This is a genomic window from Bacillus sp. Nf3, assembly GCF_003028545.1.
Classification (GTDB): Bacteria; Bacillota; Bacilli; order Bacillales; family Bacillaceae; genus Bacillus; species Bacillus safensis.
In genome coordinates this window covers 332549-355855 of the sequence record NZ_PYUA01000001.1, presented here as the reverse complement: position 1 = coordinate 355855, position 23307 = coordinate 332549, and the positions used below count along the sequence as shown (strand labels likewise).

Genomic DNA, 23307 nt, shown 5'->3' with positions numbered 1-23307 from the left:
TTTCACCCCTTCTAACGATTTTCGCCTGCAAGCTGACGTTCAATGCGGGAAAGCTTTCCGCTGACACTGCCGTCATAAATGCGGTTTCCGATACGGATTTTCACTCCGCCTATTAGATCCTTGTCAATCACATTTTCAACACGCAGTGATGTGACTCCGGCTTTTTTGGCAAATACTTCAGATAAAGATTGAATTTCAGCACCGCTCAGCGGTTTCACTGAATACACGACCGCATCGTCTATTTGTTTCGTGCGGTTTGCAAGTTTCACAAACTCAGACGTCATTTCAGAGAAAATATTTGTGCGTCCGCGGTCAATCAGTAAATACATTGTGTGCAACACATAAGTAGAAACACCTTTGAAAGCTTCAGCAATCAACTGTTTCTTTTTGTCTGCCGTAATCTTTGGATGAACAAGGAAGTCATTGAGTTCTTGATCAGCCTTTAGAACTTTTTTGATCTCATTCAGCTCTTTTTCAGTTTCGTCTACTGCCGAAGAAGCAAGAACGATGTCAAAAAGAGCAGAAGCGTAACGCTTAGAGACAATAGTTACGCTCATCGGCTTTCGCCTGCCTCTTTAAGGTACTCTTGAATCAATTTCTCTTGTGCCTGCTCATCAAGTTCTTTTTCAATCACTTTAGATGCAATCAGCACAGATAGTGATGCAACCTGCTCACGCAGTGCAGCCACAGCTTGTTCTTTTTCTTTCACGATTTCAGTTCTAGCAGACTCTTTCAAGCGCTCTGATTCTTGACGTGCTGCTTGAATGATCTCTTCTTTTTGTTTCTCACCAATCTTTTTCGCATTTTCGATGAGTGTATGTGATTCTTCGCGTGCTTCTTTCAATAAGACACGTTGTTCTTCAAGAAGCTTTTCAGCTTGAACGTGCTTTTCTTCAGCACTTGAAATTTCATTTCCTATATAATCTTCACGCTGCTTCATAATACCTAATAAAGGTTTAAGCGCAAATTTCTTTAAAAGTGCAAGCAAAATGAGCATAGCGATAAGCTGGAATAACATATCACCGGCGTTGAAGCTTAAGCCCCCTGCTCCTAAAACCACTGGTAACTGAGACATTTAGTACGGCAACTCCCTTCTTTAAATAATATGTTAAGAAACAAAACATAAAGGAATGGCGAAGTTTCGAACTAATCTGATCTTCGCCATTAAAATTCATATTAGAACGCTTCTCACATATTAACCAAAGAATGCCAAGAATGCGATAACGACAGCGATAATTGGAAGTGCCTCAACTAAAGCGACCCCGATGAACATAAGTGTTCTTAGTTCTCTACCAGCTTCTGGCTGACGAGCGATTCCTTCAACTGTTTTAGATACGATTAGACCGTTACCAATACCTGCTCCTAGTGCTCCTAAACCGATTGCAATTGCTGCTGCTATTAAATTCATTAAAAAGCTCCTCCTTTAAAATAACGTCCTTTTTGGACTCTCAATTTTTTTAGTGTTCGTCGCTGACTTTATGGGAAATGTACACCATTGTCAGCATGGTGAAGATAAATGCCTGGATTGTTCCGACAAACAAACTGAATGCCTGCCATACAATCATTGGCACGATAGCACCTAATGTACCAACGATACCAAGCGCAATGTTTTGCGAGTAGAAATTGGTCGCAAGTCCTGCAAGTAAACCAAGAAGAATCTCTCCAGCGAAAATATTTCCGTAAAGACGCAAACCAAGTGTTAGCGTGTTTGCAAATTCTTCAATAAGTTTCAATGGTACTAAAAGCGGAATTGGTCTAAAGTAGTCTTTCGTATATTCCTTGACTCCTTTTGCCTTGACACCGTAGAAGTGTGTAAGTCCCATGACCATAATTGCTAGTGTCATTGTGATTGCAGGATCAGCAGTTGGTGATTTCCACCACAAGTTGTGATCGACCGTAATCGAGAATGGCAGTCCAAGCATGTTTGAAACAAATATGTACATGAGTAATGTAACGCCAAGCGCTAGAAATGGGGCTCCTGTTTTCATGTCCATCGAACTACCTATGATATTTCGAACAAAATCAACGATCCATTCCATGAAGTTCTGCGCCTTAGTCGGACGAATAGACAGAACACGAGTAGTCAGCACCGCTATGAGAAGAACGATGATACTAGCAATCGTAATCATGAGAACATTGGATAAGTTGAACGTTAACCCTAAAAATTCTGTAGTTTTTGAACTGTGACCCAAAGAGTATTCACCTCTCTTCCATAGTAGAACGTTTAAGTTGAATGAAGGAATCTATCATAATGACAGGATATATTGTCATTAATCCTATAACAACACCTGCCAGATGAACTTCATTAGGGTAACGCCAAGCAATCGCTACTGCGAGAATCGCGTTGGCCCACCTGGCTGTACTTCCCATTGAACGAATGGATTTTCCTTTTTTAACCGCTCGATCAAAAGCGTGCATTCTCCGTATAAGTAGGAATAAATTAAAGAAAGCAAAAATTGTGCCGATAATGAAACCAAGAAACAGTGGTTTAAAACCAGGCATGGCATAGCCAAACACAAAAATTGCCAATAGATAGAACATGTATTTACTCTGTCTGCGGAAAATCGCGTTTGGATCGTTCATTCATCTGACTCCCGATGAAAAGTATTGTAAAAAAGGTGATAAATGGTGATGAAAACTGCGTAGAAGACGCTTATGATAAGCCGTCCTATTCGAAAAAAATCAATCACCCATCGGTCTAATTACACAATCAGACTTGAAATCTTTAGATCTATGGGATGCTGCTTCATTCGTTGATACAAACCCTGATTATTAAAGGGTTCACAATGAGGATTAGTAGAGTGCTATAGGCTATGAAAACCTTACCATAATACCCTCGTTTAGCATACAATAGCGTCTATGATGTGTCAATCGGTTGAAAGTTAAAAAACTTTTCTATAGTGATAGAGCACACAAAATGTTCACAATTTCATCAAACTTTAGGAGAGATGTGACATTCATTGAAAAAAACAGCCAATGTTCAGTATACAATGATTTTTCTAAGAACGGTATCAACCGTTTGTCATATATTTCAAAAAGCCCACATGCACGTTTTGCATGTGGGCTTTTATTAAGACTTTCTTATTTCGTTCCATACATACGGTCACCAGCATCACCAAGACCTGGGATGATGTAACCTTTTTCGTTTAGTTTCTCATCTAATGCTGCAATGTAGATATCAACATCTGGATGATGCTTTTGCATTTCTTCTACACCTTCAGGGGCAGCAATCAGACACATGAAACGAATGTTTTTCGCACCGCGTTTTTTCAAGCTGTTTAACGCTTCGACTGCTGAGCCGCCAGTTGCAAGCATTGGATCTACTACGATAAATTCACGCTCTTCCACATCAGATGGAAGCTTCACATAATATTCAACAGGCTTTAATGTTTTCGGATCGCGGTATAAACCAACATGTCCCACTTTAGCAGCTGGAATGAGTTTCAAAATCCCGTCTACCATTCCAAGACCTGCTCTTAAAATTGGCACAACACCGAGTTTTTTACCTGAGATCACGTTTGATTTCGCTACTTGTACAGGTGTTTCTACATCTACCTCTTCAAGCGGTAAATCTCTTGTGATTTCAAATGCCATTAATGTTGCGACTTCATCCACTAGCTCTCTAAATTCTTTAGTTCCTGTATGAACGTCACGAATATATGTAAGTTTGTGCTGAATAAGCGGGTGATCAAATACATAAACCTTTGCCATAGCTTGCTACAACTCCTTTTCTGTCATCTTCCGGTGAACTTTGCACACTTCCTACAATTCTACATAAAAAGACATCATCTTTCAATATGATTCGCAAATCCTACAAAAAAAACCCACATGCCAAAAATAGGCAAATGGGTCTGTTTTTTAATAATCTAATTCGTTATATAGAGGGAAACGGGCCGTAAGATCAGATACACGCTTTTTCGCCTCTTCTAATTTTGCTTCATCTTCATGATGTTTTAGCGCAAGTGCAATAATGGAACCGACTTCTTTCATCGCTTCTTGATCGAAACCGCGGCTTGTTACTGCTGCTGTCCCTACACGTACACCACTTGTGACAAATGGTTTTTCTGGATCATAAGGAATTGCATTTTTGTTCACCGTAATACCGATTTCATCAAGAACGTTTTCTGCAATTTTTCCTGTGATGCCAAGAGAACGCAAGTCGATGAGAACAAGATGGTTATCTGTTCCGCCAGATACAAGCTGAATATCTTCAGATAAAAGAGTTTCAGCTAGTTGTTTTGCATTATCAATGACGTTTTGTGCATATGTTTTGAAATCTCCGTTCAATACTTCACCGAAAGAAACAGCTTTTGCAGAGATGACATGCATGAGTGGTCCACCTTGAATACCAGGGAAGATCGATTTGTCGATCTTTTTACCAAACTCTTCACGGCAAAGAATCATTCCGCCGCGAGGTCCGCGTAATGTTTTGTGAGTTGTCGTTGTCACAAAATCTGCGTAAGGAACTGGATTTGGATGAAGGCCTGCTGCAACAAGACCAGCAATGTGAGCCATGTCGACCATAAAGTAAGCACCGACTTCATCAGCAATCTCACGGAACTTTTTGAAATCAATTTGACGTGGGTATGCACTTGCACCCGCAACGATTAGTTTCGGCTTATGTTCACGCGCTTTTTCAAGTACATCTTGATAGTCGATATGCTGAGTTTCTTTATCTACACCATATTCTACAAAGTTGTACTGTACACCACTAAAGTTTACAGGGCTTCCGTGTGTTAAATGCCCGCCATGTGATAAGTTCATGCCCAGCACTGTATCGCCATGCTCAAGAATAGTAAAGTATACGGCCATGTTCGCTTGAGCACCTGAGTGAGGCTGTACGTTCACATACTCAGCGCCAAAAATTTCTTTTGCGCGATCACGTGCGATATCTTCCACAACGTCTACATGTTCACAGCCGCCATAGTAGCGTTTACCAGGATAGCCCTCAGCGTATTTGTTTGTTAATACAGAGCCCTGTGCTTCCATGACTGCTTCGCTTACGAAGTTTTCTGATGCAATTAATTCGATTTTGTCCTGCTGGCGTTTCCGCTCTAGTTGAATTGCTTTGAATACTTGTGCGTCTTGCTCAGGTAAATGTTTCATCAGCGAAATCCTCTCCAATCTATTTCCATTCGATGTTTTCACCATCTCATTGTACACGGTTTTTGAGTAAAATGTAAAAGTTTTTTTTGGAAAATCGACTTCTTTTTTATGAAAACCCGAATATTCAAGCGGTAAAGCGTCTTCATCATTCAACATTATATTAGAAATATATCGAAGCTATGATCTTGTATAAACCGCTCTTTCTCCTCCAATCAGCTTCGGACGTGTTTTCGCAAAAGTCACATGTGCATGTCCTAATTGATGACGGCTGAGACGGACAGGTACAGCCACTCTCTTTAGGTGCATCCCAATTAACGTATCACCGATATCAATTCCAGCATGCGCCTCAATGGATTCGACTAATACAGGATGTTCCATTTGCTGATACGCGTGAGCTGCCATCGAACCACCCGCTTTACGGACAGGTACTGCAGCTACAATCTCCAAGTTAAAACGGTAAGCCACTTCTTCTTCAACAACTATGGCACGATTTAGATGCTCACAGCATTGAAAGGCGAGCTCAATGCCGGTCTCTCGTCTTAACTGATCCAATTCTTGATAGATGGACGCAGCAATTTGCTCACTCCCTGCAGTACCAATATGCTCACCAGCCACTTCTGACGTACTGCAGCCAATGACTAAGATTTGCCCGGCACGCAACTCAACTTTTTGATGAAACTCTTTTAACATTTCAAGCCAATCTTGACCAATGTTCATATTAAGCGCTCCTTATAGGTGCTTTTCTTCGTAATCAGCAATTTTGCCAATCCGCACAGCATGGCGTCCTGCTGTAAACTCTGTTGTCAGCCAAATGTGCGCAATCTCACGTGCTAATCCTGGTCCAATCACTCGCTCTCCCATTGCAAGAACGTTCGTATCATTATGTTCTCTAGTTGCTTTTGCACTAAATGTATCATGTGCTAATGCACAGCGAATTCCTTTTACTTTATTTGCCGAGATGCTCATGCCGATACCTGTCCCGCAAATTAAAATGCCGCGGTCGACTTCTCCGTTTGCCACCATATTGGCTACAGGGAATGCATAATCCGGGTAGTCTACAGAACCTGATCCACATTCACAACCCATATCAATGTATTCAATCTTCAATTCATCCATCAGTTGTTTGATTTCTTCACGAATATTCGTTCCGCCGTGATCGGATGCAATGGCTACTTTCATCGGGCAATTCCTCCTAAGGGTGAGTTGATCTGTTAAATCTTACATTCATTCTTTATTTACAGTTATATTTTAACCTCTGCCTAGTGATTTGCAAACAAAAGCAGAAAAACCGTTGACGCAACGGTTTTACAGGTTATCTATGATGATGATCTTTTTTCAATTTCTCAGCGAGCTGATACAGTAAGGCTTCAAGTTCATCACGAGTTTCCTGATAAACAGAAAGACTTCCGCCAAACGGGTCGGATACATCGCCTTCTGTTCCTGTCGCAAATTCCTTTAAAGTGAAGACCTTGCCTTTTGCATGCGTATATTGCTCAGTAATCAACTGTTTATGCTGCATAGTCATCGTGAAGACGTAATGAGCTTCGCGCAGAAGCTCCTCTGTCAATTTTGATGATGAGTGATTCAGGGGAATGCTTTTCTCAAATAATGCTTCGATCGCTTGAGGAGACGCCTTCCCTTCATCGGTGGCAAAAATCCCTGCTGATTTTACAGTGACCTCTAAACCTTTTTCATCGGCAATTGAAGCAAAAAGGGCTTGAGCCATTGGACTTCTGCATGTATTTCCCGTACAAACAAATAAGATTTTCATCTTTCGCCCTCCTTTTCTTCTATTATATAGCATTTCATTCTACATGTTATGTAAGGAGACTGGCTAGAGCGGAAATAATAATTTGATACCAAAGGCTAGTAAAATGATTCCGCCAAGCGCGCCGCTATATGAACCAACCCATGACCGAACCTGTTTGCCGAGCAATAATCCGAGCCATGTGAGAAGCATACTAAAAAAACCAAACAATAATATAGTCATCCACACCTGGGAACCGTAAATCCCGAGGCTTAAACCAACAGAGAAGCTGTCTAGGCTAACACTTGTAGCAAAAAGAACGAGACCAGTCCCAACAGGTGCGATAAAGGGCTTATCCTCTTTGCGGATAGAAGCAACGATCATTTGCAGTCCCAGCACCAAAAGCAGCGCCCCGCCAATATAGGTGGCAAGAAGACCGAGCCATCCGGATAAGAGCTGACCTGTCAGCATACCAAAAAGCGGCATAAACATATGAAATATCCCAATAACAAGTCCAATATAAATGATTTGGCGGAACCTCAGCTGAATCATCCCCATACCAAGTCCAACCGAAAAAGCATCCATTCCAAGTGCAAAAGCCATGATGCTGAGCGTCAGCAATTCGCCAGCTAGTTCGTTCATGTAAATCCCCCTTGGACACACATTCTCCTTTAACCTATGTTTGTCCAAGAAAGGTTAGAACTATTGGAACGAAGGGAGTGTACGCCCTCCTGCGGCTTTTTGCAGGCGGTTCATAATGGCAGAACCAACTCCTTGCTCTGAAAAGGCTTCTGAAATAATCAAGTCTACATCCGTTTCATCAAATTGTCTCAGTACACGATAGAGGTTTGCAGCAACCGTTTCAGGTTTTTCTCTCCATCCACAACTGTACACAACATCTGCCGCAAACAACGATTTCTTTTCTTCTGTTGTCAGTACTCCGACTTTTAGACCTTCAGCTTTGTATCTCTGAATGTGCCGCTGCATGTCATCATCACTTCCATGAAAGATATACATTTGGGCTTCAGGTGCATAGTGTGTGTATTTCATACCTGGCGATACAGGCACCTCGTCCTTTTTTGTCAGCCCTGGATCCACACTCACCGTCCCCACGACCTCTTCTAATGCTTCTTTTGTAATTCCGCCCGGTCTTAAAATCACTGGGGTCTCACCGACACAGGATACAACCGTTGACTCAACGCCAATTCCAGTTGAACCGCCATCCACAATTCCAGCGATTCTTCCTTCGAGGTCACTCGCTACATGGTCAGCTTGTGTTGGTGAAGGTTTCCCTGAACGGTTCGCACTTGGTGCAGCAATTGGCAGACCAGCTACTCGGATGAGCTCAAGCGCAATGGGATGGTCAGGCATTCTCACACCTACTGTGGATAAACCTGCTGTAACCTGCTTGGATAAAGTGCCTGGCTTACACGGAAGAACGATGGTTAAGGCGCCCGGCCAAAAGGCATCCATCAGCGCCTTCGCTTTTTCGCTTTCTATTTGTGCAAATTCGTGAAGCTGCTGAACTTCCGCAATGTGAACAATCAACGGATTATCACTCGGACGCCCTTTCGCTTCATAAATTTTCATCACGGCTTCTGTCTCTTTCGCATTTGCCCCGAGTCCGTAAACGGTCTCTGTCGGGAAAGCAACCACTTCATTTTGCTGCAGCAGATCGGCCGCCTGTTTAATTTGTGGATAGTATGTGGATAAATCCTTTTCTAAATCCACAGACCACCTTTTTGTATTTAACATCATACAAACTCCTTTTAAAAAAGATAAAACTGTTGATATATCTCAATTATCCTTTTGAAAGTATAAAAGATGATGATCAATAAAACAAGCGTTGTCCACATTTTGTGGATAACGCTTGTTTTGTAGTGGATAAGTATGTGTATAAGTCCATCATTTTGTGATTAACTGCCTTTTTTTTGCAGGACCACAGCCTGTTCTTTCCCCAATGTCTCTTTTGCATGTGCAGAGCTCCATATGCTTTCTGGGATTTCTTCTAAAGGCGTAAAGCCCATTAATGCCAAAAAATCATGGGAAGAGGAATGGTTTGCAACGACATAAAAAATATCCACACCTATTTTTTCTCCGAGCGTTTGAACGCTTTGGAACAAGGAGACAATGTGCCCCTGACCGAGCTTATCTGATATGACAAGAGACCGCAGCAATCCCTCTTGTTCATTGAGCTGTTCAAGACCTAAGCAGCCTGCCAGCTGGCCATCCGCATCTTCCATCACGACAAATGTCGTTCGCTCTGCAAACGTTACTCCGCCTTTTGCTTGTCCCTTTTCAAGAAAAGCATTGATCGCCGGGACATCTTCCTCTGTGGCTATTCTTAATTGATAATACATGCTTTCACCTCTTTTTGATCTCTTACTTCAACTCTATGAGGCAAAAACCGATTTATACCTTTTTTAAGAGAAAAGACTAGAGACCCATTCGAACAAAAAGAACTTCACTTCACCTGTCTCTTCTTTCACCACTTCATTGACAGACTCTTTCGTTTGCTGCGCTGTCACTTGTTTATCATCATCGCCTTCTGGTGAGGCAATGGCTTCTCCGTTTGAAAAATCGATAAAACAGAGCGGCGGGAATAACACACACCACCAGTTGGCTCCGTCCCCTTCACCAAGCGTAATTAAAATGGCTTCATATTTTCCGGCAGGATAGACGAAATTTCCATAGAGCTTTGTTGGAAATGAAGCTTTTTGAAAACTGACCGATACAGATTGATCAATATGCTGTTCCTTCAATTTCGCTTTGGCGATACGATTGATTTCTGGCAGCTTTGATCGAATGACACGTCTTGCTTCTTCAATGGATGTGAGGTCTTTGACCCACTCTGTCATATTCGCATTGACCTCGTCACGAATACTTCTTTTCACATCCTGATCCGCTGAACGATCACTATTTGCTAAAATGCGTAATCGAATCGCTTCATCTGGTATGACAACAGGCTGATTTGCAGAAGCAGCCGCCGTCTCTTCTCTGCCAAGGTTTGCAAAAGCACCGCATAATAATAGAAACATATAAAGACAAATCATCGTTTTACTTTTCAACATTGTGTGTTCCCCCCACTTTTTCTCTTCGCTACAAACATTGTGTCCAGGAAACTCATTTCATAAACAGTCAATATGATTTTTTTAATAGATTATGAGTCAAAACAAAAAAGCCGTTCTCTTTAAGAACGACTTTTGAGTGAGGATTGGTAGTCAGAAGGGTACAGTCTCCCATCCCAATCTCGGCTGATTTTTAAACCAGATTCTGTTTTAATAACAGTCATGGCCCCTTTTTTCTCGATTTCTTTTTTGACTTTTCCTTTTTGATCGATAAATTGGATCACCATTTCATAGTTAAATTCAATTCTGTCATCGCTTTCATCTGAAGGCGTAAACATAATTTTCTTCAGTTTAATTTGACAATCTTGATCCTTCGCCGCTTCTAATATGCTCGGGAACATGCTGTCTTGTGTATATTCTTGATATTCATGTTCGGTTAAATAAACCTTCAGCTTCTCTTTCATATCAGATAGGTCATCCGTTCGATTCACTGTGTATTGTGCTTTTTTATAGCTTTCTCCAAATGCTGCTGCCTCTTTTTTAAAGCTCGGTTTACCACAAGCACTCACAATCAATAGTACACTGACGATGACCAACACCATCGCATACCTTTTGTTCACACCATTCGCTCCTTCAAAACAAATTTATGTAAAAAATCATGATCAGAATGTTCATTCTTCTATATATACGTTTCTCTTTTACCATAAGTTTCATCTTTACATAATAAAATAGTCCGGCTATATTCAGCCGGACTTTCCGTTTTGAATGTGTGCGCAAACAGCTCGATCTTTTCCATTAATATCTTTGACGGTGTAGACATGCGCTTTAGGGAAAGCCTGCACGAGAAGCGCTGTGACATCTTGACCTTGCGTATGTCCAATTTCAAAGACAACAACTGCCTGTTCACTCAGCACGCTGTGAAGATCACGAACAAGACGTTTATAAAACCACAAGCCATCACGTCCGTCCGTCAGCGCATTCACCGGCTCATGCTTCGTCACAACCTCAGACAGACTGTCCATTTCTTCCGCCGCAATATAAGGTGGATTGGAAATAAACACATCTACTTTGATGCCTTGAGCTATAACCGGTTCAAGTAAATCTCCATGTAAAAAATGAACGTCTGCACCGAGCGCTTGTTGATTCCGTTTTGCTACCGCAAGCGCTTCTTGTGAGATATCAGTCGCTGTGACAGATAGTGATTTTTTTTCAAGAGCGAGCGTAATTGCAATGGCTCCGCTTCCTGTGCCAACGTCAACTGCTTTGAGCGGCTGATCGGGCGGGAAAACGTCACCTACCAAATTGAGCGCCGCCAGAACAACTTCTTCCGTTTCAGGACGAGGAATGAGAACATGCTTGTTCACCTCGAAAGGACGTCCGTAAAAGAATTCAACACCCGTTAAATGCTGAACAGGAACACCCGCCTTATGCTGCGTCACAAATTTGCTGAACAGTTGATCTTGCTCCTCAGGCAGCGCATCATGAAAACGTGCAAGAAGCTCACTTCTGCTCCAGCCGAGCACATGCATCAACAGGAGTTCTGCTGCATTTTGGTCTCTGCCGGCTTCCGTTAACAAAGAAGAAGCCCATTTAAGGGCTTCAAAGATTGTTCGCTGATTATTTTGCATCTTGAAGCTTTCTTGCTTGGTCTTCCATAATTAATGCATCAATGACCTCGTCAAGTTTTCCTTCTAAAATTTGATCAAGCTTTTGAATCGTCAATCCGATGCGGTGGTCTGTTACACGGTTTTGCGGGAAGTTGTACGTACGGATACGCTCTGAACGATCCCCTGTTCCAACCGCAGATTTACGCGTTTGATCATATTCAGCCTGTGCTTCACGCTGGAATTTATCATAAACTCTTGCACGCAGTACTTTCATGGCTTTTTCTTTGTTTTTAATTTGTGATTTCTCATCCTGACAGGATACAACGACTCCTGTTGGAAGGTGAGTTAATCGAACAGCAGACATTGTCGTGTTTACACTCTGTCCGCCAGGTCCGCTTGATGTGAAAGTATCGACACGGATGTCTTTTTCATGGATATCAATTTCAACTTCTTCAGCCTCAGGTAATACCGCGACTGTCGCAGTTGATGTATGAATCCGTCCGCCTGATTCCGTTTCTGGAACACGCTGTACGCGGTGTGCGCCGTTTTCAAACTTTAGTTTGGAGTAAGCGCCTTTCCCGCTGATCATAAAGATGATTTCTTTATAACCGCCTGTGCCAGTGACACTTGCTTCCATGACTTCTGTTTTCCAGCCTTGCATTTCAGCATAACGGCTATACATACGGTAAAGGTTACCTGCAAAAAGAGCAGCCTCTTCTCCGCCTGCTGCACCACGAACCTCAACAATAACGTTCTTGTTGTCATTTGGATCTTTCGGAATCAACAAGATTTTCAGCTCGTCTTCTAAACGTTCCGTTTCCTCAGTGAGCTCTGAAATTTCTTCTTTGACCATGTCGCGCATCTCGGCATCTAGCTTCTCTTCCAGCATTGCTTTCGCATCTTTCAGCTGGTCATATGCCGCACGATATTGTCTATATACCTCAACAGTTTCTTGAATATCGGATTGTTCTTTCGAATATTCACGAAGCTTCGTAGTGTCGTTCACCACTTCAGGGTCACTTAAATATTCATTTAGTTTTTCATAACGTTCTTCAATTGATTTTAAACGGTCTAACATGGTCTTCACCTCTGTTTTGTGCGTAACAGTCTAATTATAGTATAGCGGGGTATGACAGTCAAAAAAATTTCCAAAACAATTGATTTTCTGCAATTTTTCGCTAGAAAACACGATCTTTGGCGATTGGTTAATTGTTTTGTCTAACGTGAAGGAACAGGTCCTCCTTAAAGAGAATGGTACTTGTAATTGAAAAAAGGGAGGGCATTTGGTTTGAATACAAATGAGGTTGCAAAGGAAATTGGTGTTTCTTCAAAGACGATTCAGCGTTGGGTCAAACAGCTCAACATCCCTGTCGCCCGGAATGAACTTGGACATTATGAATTTCATGAAGATATTGTACAGCTGCTCAAAGAGGTCAAACACCAAATGAGTGAAGGTGTGATCCTCCAAGACATTCAACTGCCATTCCATAAAGAAACCGTTCGTCAATCAGCACCTGCTGCCGAAACTGATGTCTCCATACAGCGGATTGAGGCATTAGAAAAACAAGTAAAAGCGCTCATCCAGCAGCAATTACACGTCACTGATGTAGAAGACCGCCTGCAAGAACTTGAACGGAAATTGGCTAAAAAAGCAGATGAAGGTGTATCGTATCAGCTGCTTCAGCACCGCAGAGAAATTGAAGATTTATCCACAAAATTTGACCGCCTCGCCGCAACCTTGAAACAACCGTCACAAGCAGAAGAAAAAAAGGAAATTGCACCTCCTGATCTCAAAAAAAAGCGTGTACTCTTCCCTCTGTTTCATTCATTTCGCTAAGAAAGGCTGCCTGTCGAGGCAGCCTTTTTACTATATTATACGGTAAGTGCAATAATGATCGGTAATGTGATGAGTGACATGATGGCACTGATGACAAATGCGGATGCAGTTTCCGCCTCTTGTTTTTCAAATCGTGTTGCGATCATTGCTGCAACAGCTGAACCTGGGAAGGCTACAAGTAATACAGCTTTTGTAATTTCATCAGCCGAAAGACCCATAAGAACCGCAATAAGATACATAAGTATTGGTTGTACAGCTACTTTTAGCAATGCAATACTGAAGGCTGGCAAGCTTAATTTAATTTTGCGGATACCAACAGTAACACCGACTGCGAATAGCGCAACCCCTGATGTAACGCTGCCAATTTCCTCTAACATTTCGTGTCCAATTGCAGGAAGTTTAAATCCTAAAAGAACAAGAATGATACTGGCTAACGGTGCAAGTGCAAGCGGCTCTGATAAACCGTGCAAAATTGCTTTTGTCGTCATTTTTAGGAAGCTTTCGCCGTCTTTGGTTTTCCCTTTTGTTTTTTCACCGACAGTTGATACAATAATTGCAATTGGATCAAGCATTGCATTTACAACTATTCCGGTAATCGCAATCGGAATTGCAACTTCTTGAGCCCCAAATAAACTGCCCAAGACCGGAATCCCCATAAATGCAAAGGTCGGTTGTGCTGAGTTTAATGAGAAAACAGATGAGTCTGTTAAATCATATTTAAAAGCAAATTTCGTAACTAAAAGGATAATGATATAAAAACCAACGATTCCGAAAATCAATGCAACGAAAAATGGAATTTGACTATAGAATTTATCTTTTGGTGTTGACAGAATACTGGCGATAAAGTGCGCTGGTAAAGCATACTTTGTTACAAGTGTACTTACACCTTTTGCAGATTTAGCGTCATAGCTGCCGAAGTGTCCTGCGAACCAACCCAGCGCGATAACGAAAAAAATCGGTGCTAGGAGGATCAAAATATTTAAAAAGTCCATCTTACTATTCCTCCTTAAATCCTTTACATGTTTCTTATTTATTGCGGCATTGCTTAGATTACCCGAAGCAATGCCGCGTTACACATTTTATTATGCTCTTACAATTTTTTTATATTCAGGAATCCACATTGCGTCTTTCACAGCTTGTTCGATGTTGTCCGGCGTTTTTCTTGCGACACCATCTTCAATTGCTGCTTTCGCTACTTCAACAGCCACATGAATTGACACTTCTTGCAATTTATCAATACTTGGAAGAAGACCAGCACCTGGTTTCTCATGATCAACCATTTCAGCAATTGCATTCGCAGAAGCAACGAACATGCCTTTTGTGATGATTTTTGATTCTGTTACGATTGAACCAAGACCAAGTCCAGGGAAAACGAACGCATTGTTTGATTGTCCGATTTCATGTTCGATTCCGTTATACTCAACATTTTCGAACGGGCTTCCTGTTGCAACAAGTGCACGGCCGTCAGTCCATTTAAATAGATCTTCTGGCACTGCTTCAGCAAGCGGTGTTGGGTTAGACATTGGCATGATCACTGGACGCTCTGTATGAGCTGCCATTTCTTTAATGATTTCTTCAGTGAATGCGCCGCCTTGACCTGAAGTACCAATAAGAATTGTTGGCTTCGCTTGGCGAACCGTTTCAGCAAATGAGATTTGTCCTTTTTCATCACGTGCCCAGCCTTCTACTTCATCAGAAGAACGAAGGTATGGTTTTTGGAAATCAAGCACTTCATCTTCAAATTGGTCTGTTAGCAATCCTCTGTAGTCTAAAGTCCAGAATGCATTGTTTGCTTCTTCTTCTGTTAGACCTTCAAGAACCATTGTGTCACGCATTTGATCTGCGATTCCGATACCAGCTGATCCAGCTCCGAAGATGACAACACGGTGATCTTTCAATTGAGTACCAGTTTTCTTGACAGCTGCAAGAACACCCGCTAAAGTAATGGCACCAGTACCTTGAATATCATCGTTGAACGTTAAGATGTTATCATTGTATTTTTTCATGATGTTACGCGCATTTTTGTTTCCAAGGTCTTCCCAGTGTAGCAATGCTTTCGGGAAGAATTTAAGTGCTGCTTTTACATAAGCATCAATGAATTCTTCGTATTTTTCACCTTGTACACGTTTGTGATGGTTCCCGATGTATAATGGATCATTCAATAATTTTTCATTGTTTGTTCCAACATCTAATACAACTGGAATCACGCGGCTAGGATCAATACCTGCTGCAGCCGTGTAAACAGCTAATTTACCGATTGCGATGTTGATACCACCAACACCCCAGTCACCAATTCCAAGAATACTCTCAGAGTCAGTTGCAACGATGAGGTCAATATCTCCAGCAGTTGCGTGCAAGTTTTCAAATGCTTTCTCGATGCCGTCAATGTCGTCGATTGAAAGATAGACACCATGAGGTCTTCTGTATTCATGGCTGTATTCTTGAATCGCTTCACCAACAGTTGGTGTGTAGACAACAGGAAGCATTTCACGAAGCTTTTCTGTTAAAAGCTTGTAGAACAATACTTCGTTACGGTTTTGTAAATCACTTAAGTATACGTTTTGACGAAGACGATCCGGCTGAGCTAGAAATTGCTTGTACGCTCTTTCTGCTTGCTGTTCTAAAGTGAGAACGGTTGGAGGAAGTAAGCCTTCTAGTCCAAGCTCTTGTCTTTCTTCTTCAGAGAAAGCAACGCCTTTGTTCAACGTTGGAATCGATAATACATCTTTACCTGTCAAAGTGGTTTCGAGGTACCCTTCTTTTGTTTTCTTCACGTTGTTCATCAAAAACTACCCTCTTTCTAAAATATAAATAAAGTGAACTATTAATCCAAAGAACGATTAAGGAGAAAAATCCTTAATCAAAAAAATTATGACAAGAAATCGAACTTTTCGTTTAAATGCTTTACACTACAGTTAGTCATTTTATGCCTGCTTATAACAAAACGCAAGCGTTGAAAATTAGATAATTTAATCGTAGTGTTATTTAATTTATTTAAGTACAAATGATGGGTGTTCAGCCAAAATCTCGAAAAACGAAACACAGCGGCATTTGCTATTTTTTTATTTGTCAAGTGTTGTACCAACATCAAGTCTTGGTACTTCATGGTGATGTCTGCATCGCGCTTCGTATGATTCCTGCGCACCTACTAAAATAATAGGATCATCATAGGATGCGGGTTTACCGTCGATCAAGCGTTGTGTTCTACTCGCTGGGGAGCCGCATACCGAACAAACTGCTTGAAGTTTTGTTACAAGCTCTGCACATGCCATTAAATGCGGAACAACACCAAATGGCTCTCCTCTGAAGTCTTGATCCAGGCCTGCAACAATGACTCGGTAGCCTTGGTCAGCCAATTGAGTGACAATGTCAATGATTGTCTCATCAAAAAATTGCACCTCATCAATGCCAATGACATCGGTTCTTTCTGATATGTGCGTTATTATGTCTTTTGGTGAGGCTACTGCAATCCCATCTAATGATGAACCGTTATGTGACACAACAGAGCTTGTACTATATCGGTTATCAATCGCTGGTTTGAATATTTTTACTTCTTGTTTGGCAAAGGTGGCCCTTTTGGCTCTCCGAATCAATTCTTCCGACTTTCCAGAAAACATACTACCGCAGATGACTTCAAGCCAACCGCTTTGTTTCATCACATACATAAGGTCTTCTCCCCCGTTTTAAAGTTCCATCAATCCACGTAAAAAAACAGGCAAGAACGGATTCCTGCCTGTTTATTGTATCTATTATTACTTAAGACCGTATTTTTTGTTAAAGCGGTCAACACGTCCATCAGCAGAAGCGAATTTTTGACGGCCTGTATAGAAAGGATGGCACTCAGAGCAAATCTCGATGCGTACCTCTTCTTTTACTGATCCAGTTTCAAACTCATTTCCACAAGCGCATTTGACTGTAGCTTTTTTGTAGTTAGGATGAATTCCTGTTTTCATCTACTGTCATCTCCTTCCGCCCTGAATCCAATTCGGAAACAGAGTTAATATCTCAGAAATAAATTCTGAAACGCACATGATAAAATTATAACAGTGTAAGTCTATGATTGCAAATGTATTTTTTAAGAAGCTATCTTCTTGATGCAGACATATTGGCTTGTTTCCATTCTTGCGTTAAAATATCGAAAAACTCTTGGTTTGTCTTTGTTTTTCTCATTTTACGCATGAACTTCTCAGCGAAGTCAGGTGTATCTGACATCGATTTTCTCATCGCCCATAGACGATCAAGATGCTCTTTTGGCACAAGCAGTTCTTCTTTTCTCGTACCAGAACGGCGAATGTCGATCGCAGGGAAAATTCTTCTTTCGGCCAAAGAACGGTCCAAATGAAGCTCCATGTTTCCAGTTCCTTTAAACTCTTCATAAATCACGTCATCCATACGTGATCCTGTATCAACAAGTGCAGTGGCTAAAATCGTCAAACTTCCGCCTTCTTCAATGTTACGCGCAGCACCAAAGAAGCGTTTTGGACGATGGAAAGCCGCAGGATCAATACCACCTGAAAGTGTTCGGCCGCTTGGCGGAATCACAAGGTTGTATGCACGAGCAAGCCTTGTGATGCTGTCCATTAAGATGATGACATCTTTTTTATGTTCAACAAGACGCATCGCACGCTCTAAGACAAGCTCTGCTACTTTAATGTGGTTTTCCGGTACTTCGTCAAAGGTTGAACTAACAACATCCCCTGCAACAGAACGTTCGATATCTGTTACTTCCTCTGGACGCTCGTCAATTAAAAGGACAATCAGCTCTGCCTCTGGGTGATTTTCAGAAATGCTGTTGGCAATTTCTTTAAGCAAAATGGTTTTCCCAGCCTTAGGCGGTGCAACGATTAAACCACGCTGACCAAATCCAACTGGCGCCATCATGTCCATAATTCTAGTAGACAGGTGATTAGGCTGTGTTTCAAGAATCATTTGGCGGTCAGGAAATAGCGGTGTGAGTGCAGGAAAGTGAACACGTTCCTTTGCTGATTCTGGGTCGTCCCCATTTACCGCTTCTACATGAAGGAGGCCATAGTAGCGTTCATTCTCTTTTGGAGGTCGTACCTTTCCAGACACTTTATCTCCATTTCGTAAATCAAAGCGTCTGATTTGTGAAGCAGAAATATAAATGTCTTCTGAGCTTGGGGAATAGTTAATCGGTCTTAAGAAACCAAATCCCTCAGACTGAATAATTTCAAGAACCCCTTCCATAAATAAGAGATCCTCTTGCTCAGCATTCGCCTTTAAGATGGCAAAAATTAATTCTTTTTTTGTTAGTTTGCTGTAATAAGAGATTTTGTATCGTTTTGCTAACTCATACAGCTCTTTTAATTTCATATTTTCCAAAGATGAAATCGAAACATCTTTCAATATGGACACCACACTTTTCTAGTCAATGTATTTCTTTACAAATGCATGACCATTGTATTTGATTAGCTTTTTAATTCCGTTGTTGTTGGAATGACCTCGCTCTGATGGTAACGCTCCCACTCGTTTTATCGTGAAAGATAGGAACAATGTGAAATAGAGCTTTTTTAACATAGAGAAGGATAATGAGTATATCGTCATGATGCGGCAGTATTTAAACTTGTTGAAGCTTAAAAGAAGTAAATTCGCAGAAAATTTCGCAGCACTCTTTAGTTTTACCTCATTTGCAGAGAATATTCAACTTTAAAAAGAAAATGATATACATTTGACACCTATATGAAAAGCGGGTAATGAATACCCGCTTTCAGATTACGGACGAATGACAAGATTCGGTTTTTTCTTTAAGCTGTGTCTGCCGTCTACGAAACGAACTGTACCCGATTTCGCACGCATGACAACACTATGTGTTGTTCCAACAGAGCCTTTGAATTGAACACCTTTAAGTAATTCCCCGTCCGTTACACCTGTCGCTGCAAAAATGGCGTCATCTCCTTTTACGAGATCTTCCATTCTGAGGACTTTACCAACATCCAGTCCCATTCTCTCACAGCGTCTTAATTCTTCTTCACTTTGAGGAAGAAGCTTACCATGAATTTCACCACCAAGTGCCTTTAATGCAACAGCAGAAAGGACACCTTCAGGCGCTCCGCCTGAACCAAATAGAATATCAACACCTGTGTGATCAAATGCTGTATTAATGGCTCCTGCAACGTCACCATCATCGATCAGTTTAATTCTTGCTCCTGCTTCTCTCAGTTCAGCAATAATTTTTTCATGTCGATCTCTGTTTAAAATCGTTGCAACCACGTCTTCAATATCTTTGTTTTTCGCTTTTGCAACAGCGCGAAGATTATCAATGACAGGCGCTTCAATGTCGATGCAGCCTACCGCTTCTGGACCTACTGCGATCTTATCCATGTACATATCAGGTGCATTCAGCAGGTTGCCATGATCTGCAACTGCAATGACAGCTAAGGCATTCCAGCCGCCGCTTGCCACAATGTTTGTTCCTTCTAATGGATCAACAGCGACATCCACGCGAGGTCCATATCCGTTCCCAAGCTTTTCCCCAATATAAAGCATTGGTGCTTCGTCCATTTCTCCTTCGCCAATCACCACTGTTCCCTTCATTGGGATGGTGTCAAATACATCACGCATTGCACTTGTTGCAGCATCATCCGCTTCGTCTTTTAATCCTCTTCCCATCCAACGGGCAGATTTTAATGCAGCTGCTTCTGTCACCCGTACTAGTTCCATCGATAAACTTCTTTCCATTTTTGTCCAAATCTCCTCTCACAGTCAAAGCCTTATGAATTTTGAAGTTCTTCTATTTCTTGGTCATTCAGCTTTTCACGCCAGATGGTTGCACCCAAGCCTTCAAGCTTCTTCTCAAGCAAACTATATCCTCTGTCTATATGTTCAAGCCCTGTGATTTCGGTCACACCGTCCGCCATTAGCCCTGCGACAACAAGACAAGCTCCTGCACGCAGATCACTTGCTTTGACCTTTGCTCCTTGAAGCTGCGTTTGTCCGGTAATAATAGCGGATCTTCCTTCGACCTTCATGTTTGCACCCATTCGGCGCAATTCGTCAATGTGCTTAAAGCGAGCTGAGTAGATCGTATCTGTGACCACACTCGTGCCTTTCGCTTTTGTTAACAGCGCCGTCATCGGCTGTTGAAGGTCAGTCGGAAAGCCCGGATACACAAGGGTTTTGATATCGACAGGCTTGAGTCCTTCGTTTCTGCCAACGATCAGCATCTGATCGTTGCTCGTTTCAATGGTGAACCCCATTTCTCTAAGTTTCGCCGTAATTGATTCTAAATGAGTTGGGATCACATTATCAAGTACAACTTCATCTCCCATCGCTGCACCAGCAATTAAAAATGTTCCTGCTTCGATGCGGTCAGGGATGATTGAATGCTTACAGCCATGAAGAGATTCGACACCTTCGATTCGAATGACATCGGTCCCCGCACCTTTGATTTTGGCACCCATGCTTGCAAGCAGTGTCGCTACATCAATAATTTCGGGTTCCTTTGCAGCATTTTCAATCACGGTTTTTCCTTCAGCCAGTACGGCTGCCAGCATGATGTTGATTGTCGCACCTACACTGACAACATCAAGATAAATCCGGGCTCCGACTAATTTTTCAGCGCGCAAATAAATCGCACCCTGCTCGTTTGTCACCTCAGCTCCGAGTGCTTCAAAGCCTTTGATATGCTGATCAATCGGTCTAGGTCCTAAGTGACATCCTCCTGGCAGTCCGATGACAGCCTGCTTGAATCTTCCCAGCATGGCTCCCATTAAATAATAAGATGCACGCAGTTTCTTCACTTTTCCATTAGGAAGCGGCATACTGATCATGGAAACAGGATTAACAACCATTTCACCTTTTTCAAAAGTGACCTTTCCGCCAATTTCTTCTAACAGATCTCGCAATGTGTCGATATCTGATATATGCGGAAGGCCTTCAATGGTTACTGGAGAATCAGCGAGAATCGTGGCAGGAATCAGTGCCACAGCACTATTTTTCGCACCACTAATATGTACGGTCCCACGCAAGGGATCACCGCCGGCAATGTTTAACTTTTCCATATTTGTCTCCCTTCTTAAAGAAGATCACTGTTGGAGTTATACTGTTTGTGGATGTCGCGCTTTAAAAGGTCTTGTCCAAAATTTAGCCAATATCAAGAGAAAGAATACAGGTTAAACGAAATTTGTCGGAAGAAAAATAATCGAAGCTTTGCGAGGCTGTGATGTTCTCTTCTTTGCACAAAACATTTCTTAGCGTTTAAAAGGAAAACTGCGGCAAACGAGAGACGATCCCGCCTGCCACAATCATTTATTTATTCCAGTCTGCTAAAAATTGCTCAATGCCTGCATCCGTTAATGGGTGTTTCGTCAGCTGCTTGATGACTTTCAGCGGCATTGTGCCGATATGAGCACCTCTAAGCGCAGCTTCTGTCACATGCTGCGGATGACGAATGGATGCAGCAATGATTTGTGTATTTAATCCATGAACATCAAAAATAGTTTTCACTTCACTGATGAGATCAAGACCATTTTGGCCAATGTCATCTAAGCGGCCAAGGAATGGAGAAACATACGTCGCACCAGCTCTAGCTGCAAGAAGTGCCTGGTTTGCACTAAAAATCAATGTAACGTTTGTTTTAATTCCAAGGTCCGTTAATGCTTTAACAGCTTTAAGGCCATCTGTAGTCATTGGAATTTTGACCGTGATATTTGGTGCGATAGCAGCAAGCTCTTTTCCTTCTTCAATCATTTCCTCTGCTTTTAGGGAAATCACTTCTGCACTGACAGAGCCTGATACCACGTCAGTGATTTCACGAAGGCGGTCGTGGAATGATACGTCCTTTTCTTTCGCTACTAAACTAGGGTTTGTTGTGACGCCTGCTAAAATGCCAAGCTCGTGCGCCTCTTTGATGTCTTCAATATTCGCTGTATCTACGAAAAATAACATAACTGTGCCACTCTCCTATCAATAAATTGTCTGAAATGTAAATTTGATTGCGCTTTCTCGAGATATGGAGAAAACCGCCTGTGACTCAGGCGGCTTTCGGTTCTCATCAAATTATGCTTGGTTAGAAGAACCAAATTCGCGCATTTTGCCGATAACAGTCGCTTTAATTGCGTCACGAGCTGGTCCAAGATATTTACGTGGATCATACTCTTCTGTTTTTGCAGCAAGTGTTTCGCGTACTGCTTTCGCAGAAGCAATTTGGTTTTCAGTGTTTACATTGATTTTTGCTGTACCAAGTGAAATTGCACGCTTGATGTCAGCAGTTGGGATACCTGTTCCGCCGTGAAGAACAAGTGGAAGACCAGTTGTTTTACCAATTTCTTCCATTTCAGCGAAACCAAGGTTTGGTTCACCTTTGTATGGACCATGTACTGAACCTAATGCAGGTGCAAGGCAGTCAATACCAGTGCGTTCTACAAGCTCTTGGCACTCTTTTGGATCAGCATAAATAACGCCCTCAGCGATGACGTCATCTTCTTGCCCACCAACAGTTCCAAGTTCAGCTTCAACAGACACACCATGGAAATGTGCAAGTTCAACAACTTTCGCAGTTGTTTCCACATTCTCATCAAATGGGTGGTGAGAAGCATCGATCATGACAGAAGTAAATCCTGCATGAATCGCTTTTGCACAAGATTCAAAGCTTGAACCGTGATCTAAATGAATCGCAACAGGAACTGTTACATTATATTCTTCGATTAACGCTTTAACCATTGCGACAACTGTTTTGAAGCCGCCCATGTAGCGTCCTGCTCCTTCAGATACTCCTAAGATAACAGGAGATTTCTCTTCTTCAGCAGCTTGTAAAATCGCTTGCGTGAATTCTAAGTTATTTAAGTTAAACTGTCCAACAGCGTAACCTTTTTCCTTTGCGTCTTTCAACATTTCTGTCATTGAAACTAAAGGCATGATGAAAAATCCTCCCTATGTAGCTAATTTGCTTGCTAAAAAAAGCTCTCCACCCTAGCATGACCA

Annotated in this window: 27 protein-coding genes; 1 reads left to right on the top strand and 26 read right to left on the bottom strand. The window is 41.9% G+C overall.

All coding sequences use genetic code 11. The features are described 5' to 3' along the window. Positions 1-11: 11 nt before the first annotated feature. The 17 genes from C9414_RS01790 to prfA all read right to left on the bottom strand — a co-directional run bounded on the left by C9414_RS01790 (position 12) and on the right by prfA (position 12606). Positions 12-557 carry a F0F1 ATP synthase subunit delta gene (locus C9414_RS01790; RefSeq protein WP_024426340.1) on the bottom strand — a complete coding sequence of 182 codons (546 nt, stop codon included), beginning with the start codon at positions 555-557 and terminating at the stop codon, positions 12-14. Further along, positions 554-1075: a F0F1 ATP synthase subunit B gene (gene atpF / locus C9414_RS01785; protein WP_034281220.1), complete on the bottom strand. Its 522-nt coding sequence runs from the start codon at positions 1073-1075 to the stop codon at positions 554-556. Before atpF ends, C9414_RS01790 begins: the two co-directional genes overlap by 4 nt. A 120-nt stretch (positions 1076-1195) precedes the next feature. Further along, the gene (atpE, locus tag C9414_RS01780; RefSeq protein ID WP_003214968.1) at positions 1196-1408 is read right to left on the bottom strand and encodes a F0F1 ATP synthase subunit C; all 213 of its coding nucleotides are present in this window, start codon (positions 1406-1408) and stop codon (positions 1196-1198) included. A gap of 49 nt (positions 1409-1457) precedes the next feature. Beyond that, positions 1458-2192 carry a F0F1 ATP synthase subunit A gene (atpB, locus tag C9414_RS01775; RefSeq protein ID WP_039182108.1) on the bottom strand — a complete coding sequence of 245 codons (735 nt, stop codon included), beginning with the start codon at positions 2190-2192 and terminating at the stop codon, positions 1458-1460. Positions 2193-2199: 7 nt separating this feature from the next. Next, positions 2200-2583, bottom strand: coding sequence for an ATP synthase subunit I (locus C9414_RS01770; RefSeq protein ID WP_024423731.1), 384 nt, complete (start codon positions 2581-2583; stop codon positions 2200-2202). Between the two features lie 498 nt (positions 2584-3081). Next, positions 3082-3711: a uracil phosphoribosyltransferase gene (gene upp, locus C9414_RS01765; protein ID WP_003214553.1), complete on the bottom strand. Its 630-nt coding sequence runs from the start codon at positions 3709-3711 to the stop codon at positions 3082-3084. A gap of 147 nt (positions 3712-3858) precedes the next feature. Further along, positions 3859-5106 (bottom strand): serine hydroxymethyltransferase, encoded by a 1248-nt coding sequence (gene glyA / locus C9414_RS01760; protein WP_034281450.1) that lies wholly within the window; start codon positions 5104-5106, stop codon positions 3859-3861. Between the two features lie 177 nt (positions 5107-5283). Continuing rightward, on the bottom strand, positions 5284-5823 hold the full coding sequence (locus tag C9414_RS01755) for a TIGR01440 family protein (protein WP_107162942.1): 540 nt from the start codon (positions 5821-5823) through the stop codon (positions 5284-5286). A gap of 12 nt (positions 5824-5835) precedes the next feature. Then, a complete protein-coding gene (gene rpiB, locus C9414_RS01750; protein WP_003214714.1) occupies positions 5836-6285 on the bottom strand; it encodes a ribose 5-phosphate isomerase B in 450 nt (149 codons plus the stop codon). A gap of 133 nt (positions 6286-6418) precedes the next feature. After that, on the bottom strand, positions 6419-6877 hold the full coding sequence (locus C9414_RS01745; protein ID WP_047202551.1) for a low molecular weight protein arginine phosphatase: 459 nt from the start codon (positions 6875-6877) through the stop codon (positions 6419-6421). 63 nt (positions 6878-6940) lie between these two features. Continuing rightward, on the bottom strand, positions 6941-7495 hold the full coding sequence (locus C9414_RS01740) for a manganese efflux pump MntP (RefSeq protein WP_039182117.1): 555 nt from the start codon (positions 7493-7495) through the stop codon (positions 6941-6943). A 60-nt stretch (positions 7496-7555) separates the two neighbouring features. Next, entirely contained in the window at positions 7556-8608 is a 1053-nt protein-coding gene (locus C9414_RS01735; RefSeq protein WP_080967155.1) for an L-threonylcarbamoyladenylate synthase, read from the bottom strand. 161 nt (positions 8609-8769) lie between these two features. Next, on the bottom strand, positions 8770-9213 hold the full coding sequence (locus C9414_RS01730) for a GNAT family N-acetyltransferase (RefSeq protein WP_107162941.1): 444 nt from the start codon (positions 9211-9213) through the stop codon (positions 8770-8772). 63 nt (positions 9214-9276) lie between these two features. Continuing rightward, complete coding sequence (spoIIR, locus tag C9414_RS01725; protein ID WP_258182567.1) at positions 9277-9921, bottom strand: stage II sporulation protein R; 645 nt, start codon at positions 9919-9921, stop codon at positions 9277-9279. A gap of 122 nt (positions 9922-10043) precedes the next feature. Continuing rightward, on the bottom strand, positions 10044-10523 hold the full coding sequence (locus C9414_RS01720; protein ID WP_024423739.1) for a hypothetical protein: 480 nt from the start codon (positions 10521-10523) through the stop codon (positions 10044-10046). 141 nt (positions 10524-10664) lie between these two features. Beyond that, a complete protein-coding gene (gene prmC / locus C9414_RS01715) occupies positions 10665-11549 on the bottom strand; it encodes a peptide chain release factor N(5)-glutamine methyltransferase (protein ID WP_064498792.1) in 885 nt (294 codons plus the stop codon). Continuing rightward, positions 11539-12606 (bottom strand): peptide chain release factor 1, encoded by a 1068-nt coding sequence (gene prfA / locus C9414_RS01710; RefSeq protein WP_047202555.1) that lies wholly within the window; start codon positions 12604-12606, stop codon positions 11539-11541. The genes prmC and prfA overlap by 11 nt, the downstream gene beginning before the upstream one ends. A 210-nt stretch (positions 12607-12816) precedes the next feature. Between prfA and racA the strand changes: the two genes are divergently transcribed. After that, complete coding sequence (racA, locus tag C9414_RS01705; RefSeq protein ID WP_047202556.1) at positions 12817-13365, top strand: chromosome-anchoring protein RacA; 549 nt, start codon at positions 12817-12819, stop codon at positions 13363-13365. A gap of 35 nt (positions 13366-13400) precedes the next feature. Here racA and C9414_RS01700 read toward each other — a convergent pair whose 3' ends face one another. The 9 genes from C9414_RS01700 to C9414_RS01660 all read right to left on the bottom strand — a co-directional run bounded on the left by C9414_RS01700 (position 13401) and on the right by C9414_RS01660 (position 23241). Then, positions 13401-14357 (bottom strand): AEC family transporter, encoded by a 957-nt coding sequence (locus C9414_RS01700; protein ID WP_039182138.1) that lies wholly within the window; start codon positions 14355-14357, stop codon positions 13401-13403. A gap of 90 nt (positions 14358-14447) precedes the next feature. After that, a complete protein-coding gene (gene malS, locus C9414_RS01695) occupies positions 14448-16148 on the bottom strand; it encodes an oxaloacetate-decarboxylating malate dehydrogenase (RefSeq protein WP_039182140.1) in 1701 nt (566 codons plus the stop codon). Positions 16149-16427: 279 nt separating this feature from the next. Next, positions 16428-17030, bottom strand: coding sequence for a thymidine kinase (locus tag C9414_RS01690; RefSeq protein ID WP_024423745.1), 603 nt, complete (start codon positions 17028-17030; stop codon positions 16428-16430). An 87-nt stretch (positions 17031-17117) separates the two neighbouring features. Beyond that, complete coding sequence (gene rpmE, locus C9414_RS01685) at positions 17118-17318, bottom strand: 50S ribosomal protein L31 (RefSeq protein ID WP_003215407.1); 201 nt, start codon at positions 17316-17318, stop codon at positions 17118-17120. 130 nt (positions 17319-17448) lie between these two features. After that, the gene (rho, locus tag C9414_RS01680; protein WP_008354975.1) at positions 17449-18732 is read right to left on the bottom strand and encodes a transcription termination factor Rho; all 1284 of its coding nucleotides are present in this window, start codon (positions 18730-18732) and stop codon (positions 17449-17451) included. Between the two features lie 366 nt (positions 18733-19098). Continuing rightward, positions 19099-20064 (bottom strand): class II fructose-bisphosphatase, encoded by a 966-nt coding sequence (glpX, locus tag C9414_RS01675; RefSeq protein WP_039182142.1) that lies wholly within the window; start codon positions 20062-20064, stop codon positions 19099-19101. A gap of 32 nt (positions 20065-20096) precedes the next feature. Continuing rightward, the gene (locus tag C9414_RS01670) at positions 20097-21386 is read right to left on the bottom strand and encodes a UDP-N-acetylglucosamine 1-carboxyvinyltransferase (RefSeq protein WP_024423746.1); all 1290 of its coding nucleotides are present in this window, start codon (positions 21384-21386) and stop codon (positions 20097-20099) included. 247 nt (positions 21387-21633) lie between these two features. After that, entirely contained in the window at positions 21634-22272 is a 639-nt protein-coding gene (gene fsa / locus C9414_RS01665) for a fructose-6-phosphate aldolase (protein ID WP_047202557.1), read from the bottom strand. Between the two features lie 111 nt (positions 22273-22383). After that, the gene (locus C9414_RS01660) at positions 22384-23241 is read right to left on the bottom strand and encodes a class II fructose-bisphosphate aldolase (RefSeq protein ID WP_024423748.1); all 858 of its coding nucleotides are present in this window, start codon (positions 23239-23241) and stop codon (positions 22384-22386) included. Between the last annotated feature and the right edge of the window lie 66 nt (positions 23242-23307).

Coding starts and splice junctions, on each gene's coding strand:
- rpiB (WP_003214714.1), bottom strand. CDS start 6,285: ATGAAAGTAGCCATTGCATCCGATCACGGCGGAACGAATATTCGTGAA.
- upp (WP_003214553.1), bottom strand. CDS start 3,711: ATGGCAAAGGTTTATGTATTTGATCACCCGCTTATTCAGCACAAACTT.
- atpF (WP_034281220.1), bottom strand. CDS start 1,075: ATGTCTCAGTTACCAGTGGTTTTAGGAGCAGGGGGCTTAAGCTTCAAC.
- rpmE (WP_003215407.1), bottom strand. CDS start 17,318: ATGAAAACAGGAATTCATCCTAACTACAAAAAAGCTACAGTCAAATGC.
- prfA (WP_047202555.1), bottom strand. CDS start 12,606: ATGTTAGACCGTTTAAAATCAATTGAAGAACGTTATGAAAAACTAAAT.
- C9414_RS01660 (WP_024423748.1), bottom strand. CDS start 23,241: ATGCCTTTAGTTTCAATGACAGAAATGTTGAAAGACGCAAAGGAAAAA.
- C9414_RS01670 (WP_024423746.1), bottom strand. CDS start 21,386: ATGGAAAAGTTAAACATTGCCGGCGGTGATCCCTTGCGTGGGACCGTA.
- C9414_RS01735 (WP_080967155.1), bottom strand. CDS start 8,608: ATGTTAAATACAAAAAGGTGGTCTGTGGATTTAGAAAAGGATTTATCC.
- glyA (WP_034281450.1), bottom strand. CDS start 5,106: ATGAAACATTTACCTGAGCAAGACGCACAAGTATTCAAAGCAATTCAA.
- malS (WP_039182140.1), bottom strand. CDS start 16,148: ATGAACAACGTGAAGAAAACAAAAGAAGGGTACCTCGAAACCACTTTG.
- atpE (WP_003214968.1), bottom strand. CDS start 1,408: ATGAATTTAATAGCAGCAGCAATTGCAATCGGTTTAGGAGCACTAGGA.
- C9414_RS01720 (WP_024423739.1), bottom strand. CDS start 10,523: ATGGTGTTGGTCATCGTCAGTGTACTATTGATTGTGAGTGCTTGTGGT.
- C9414_RS01790 (WP_024426340.1), bottom strand. CDS start 557: ATGAGCGTAACTATTGTCTCTAAGCGTTACGCTTCTGCTCTTTTTGAC.
- glpX (WP_039182142.1), bottom strand. CDS start 20,064: ATGGAAAGAAGTTTATCGATGGAACTAGTACGGGTGACAGAAGCAGCT.
- C9414_RS01745 (WP_047202551.1), bottom strand. CDS start 6,877: ATGAAAATCTTATTTGTTTGTACGGGAAATACATGCAGAAGTCCAATG.
- prmC (WP_064498792.1), bottom strand. CDS start 11,549: ATGCAAAATAATCAGCGAACAATCTTTGAAGCCCTTAAATGGGCTTCT.
- fsa (WP_047202557.1), bottom strand. CDS start 22,272: ATGTTATTTTTCGTAGATACAGCGAATATTGAAGACATCAAAGAGGCG.
- C9414_RS01730 (WP_107162941.1), bottom strand. CDS start 9,213: ATGTATTATCAATTAAGAATAGCCACAGAGGAAGATGTCCCGGCGATC.
- C9414_RS01740 (WP_039182117.1), bottom strand. CDS start 7,495: ATGAACGAACTAGCTGGCGAATTGCTGACGCTCAGCATCATGGCTTTT.
- C9414_RS01700 (WP_039182138.1), bottom strand. CDS start 14,357: ATGGACTTTTTAAATATTTTGATCCTCCTAGCACCGATTTTTTTCGTT.
- C9414_RS01770 (WP_024423731.1), bottom strand. CDS start 2,583: ATGAACGATCCAAACGCGATTTTCCGCAGACAGAGTAAATACATGTTC.
- C9414_RS01690 (WP_024423745.1), bottom strand. CDS start 17,030: ATGTATGTGATGAAACAAAGCGGTTGGCTTGAAGTCATCTGCGGTAGT.
- C9414_RS01755 (WP_107162942.1), bottom strand. CDS start 5,823: ATGAACATTGGTCAAGATTGGCTTGAAATGTTAAAAGAGTTTCATCAA.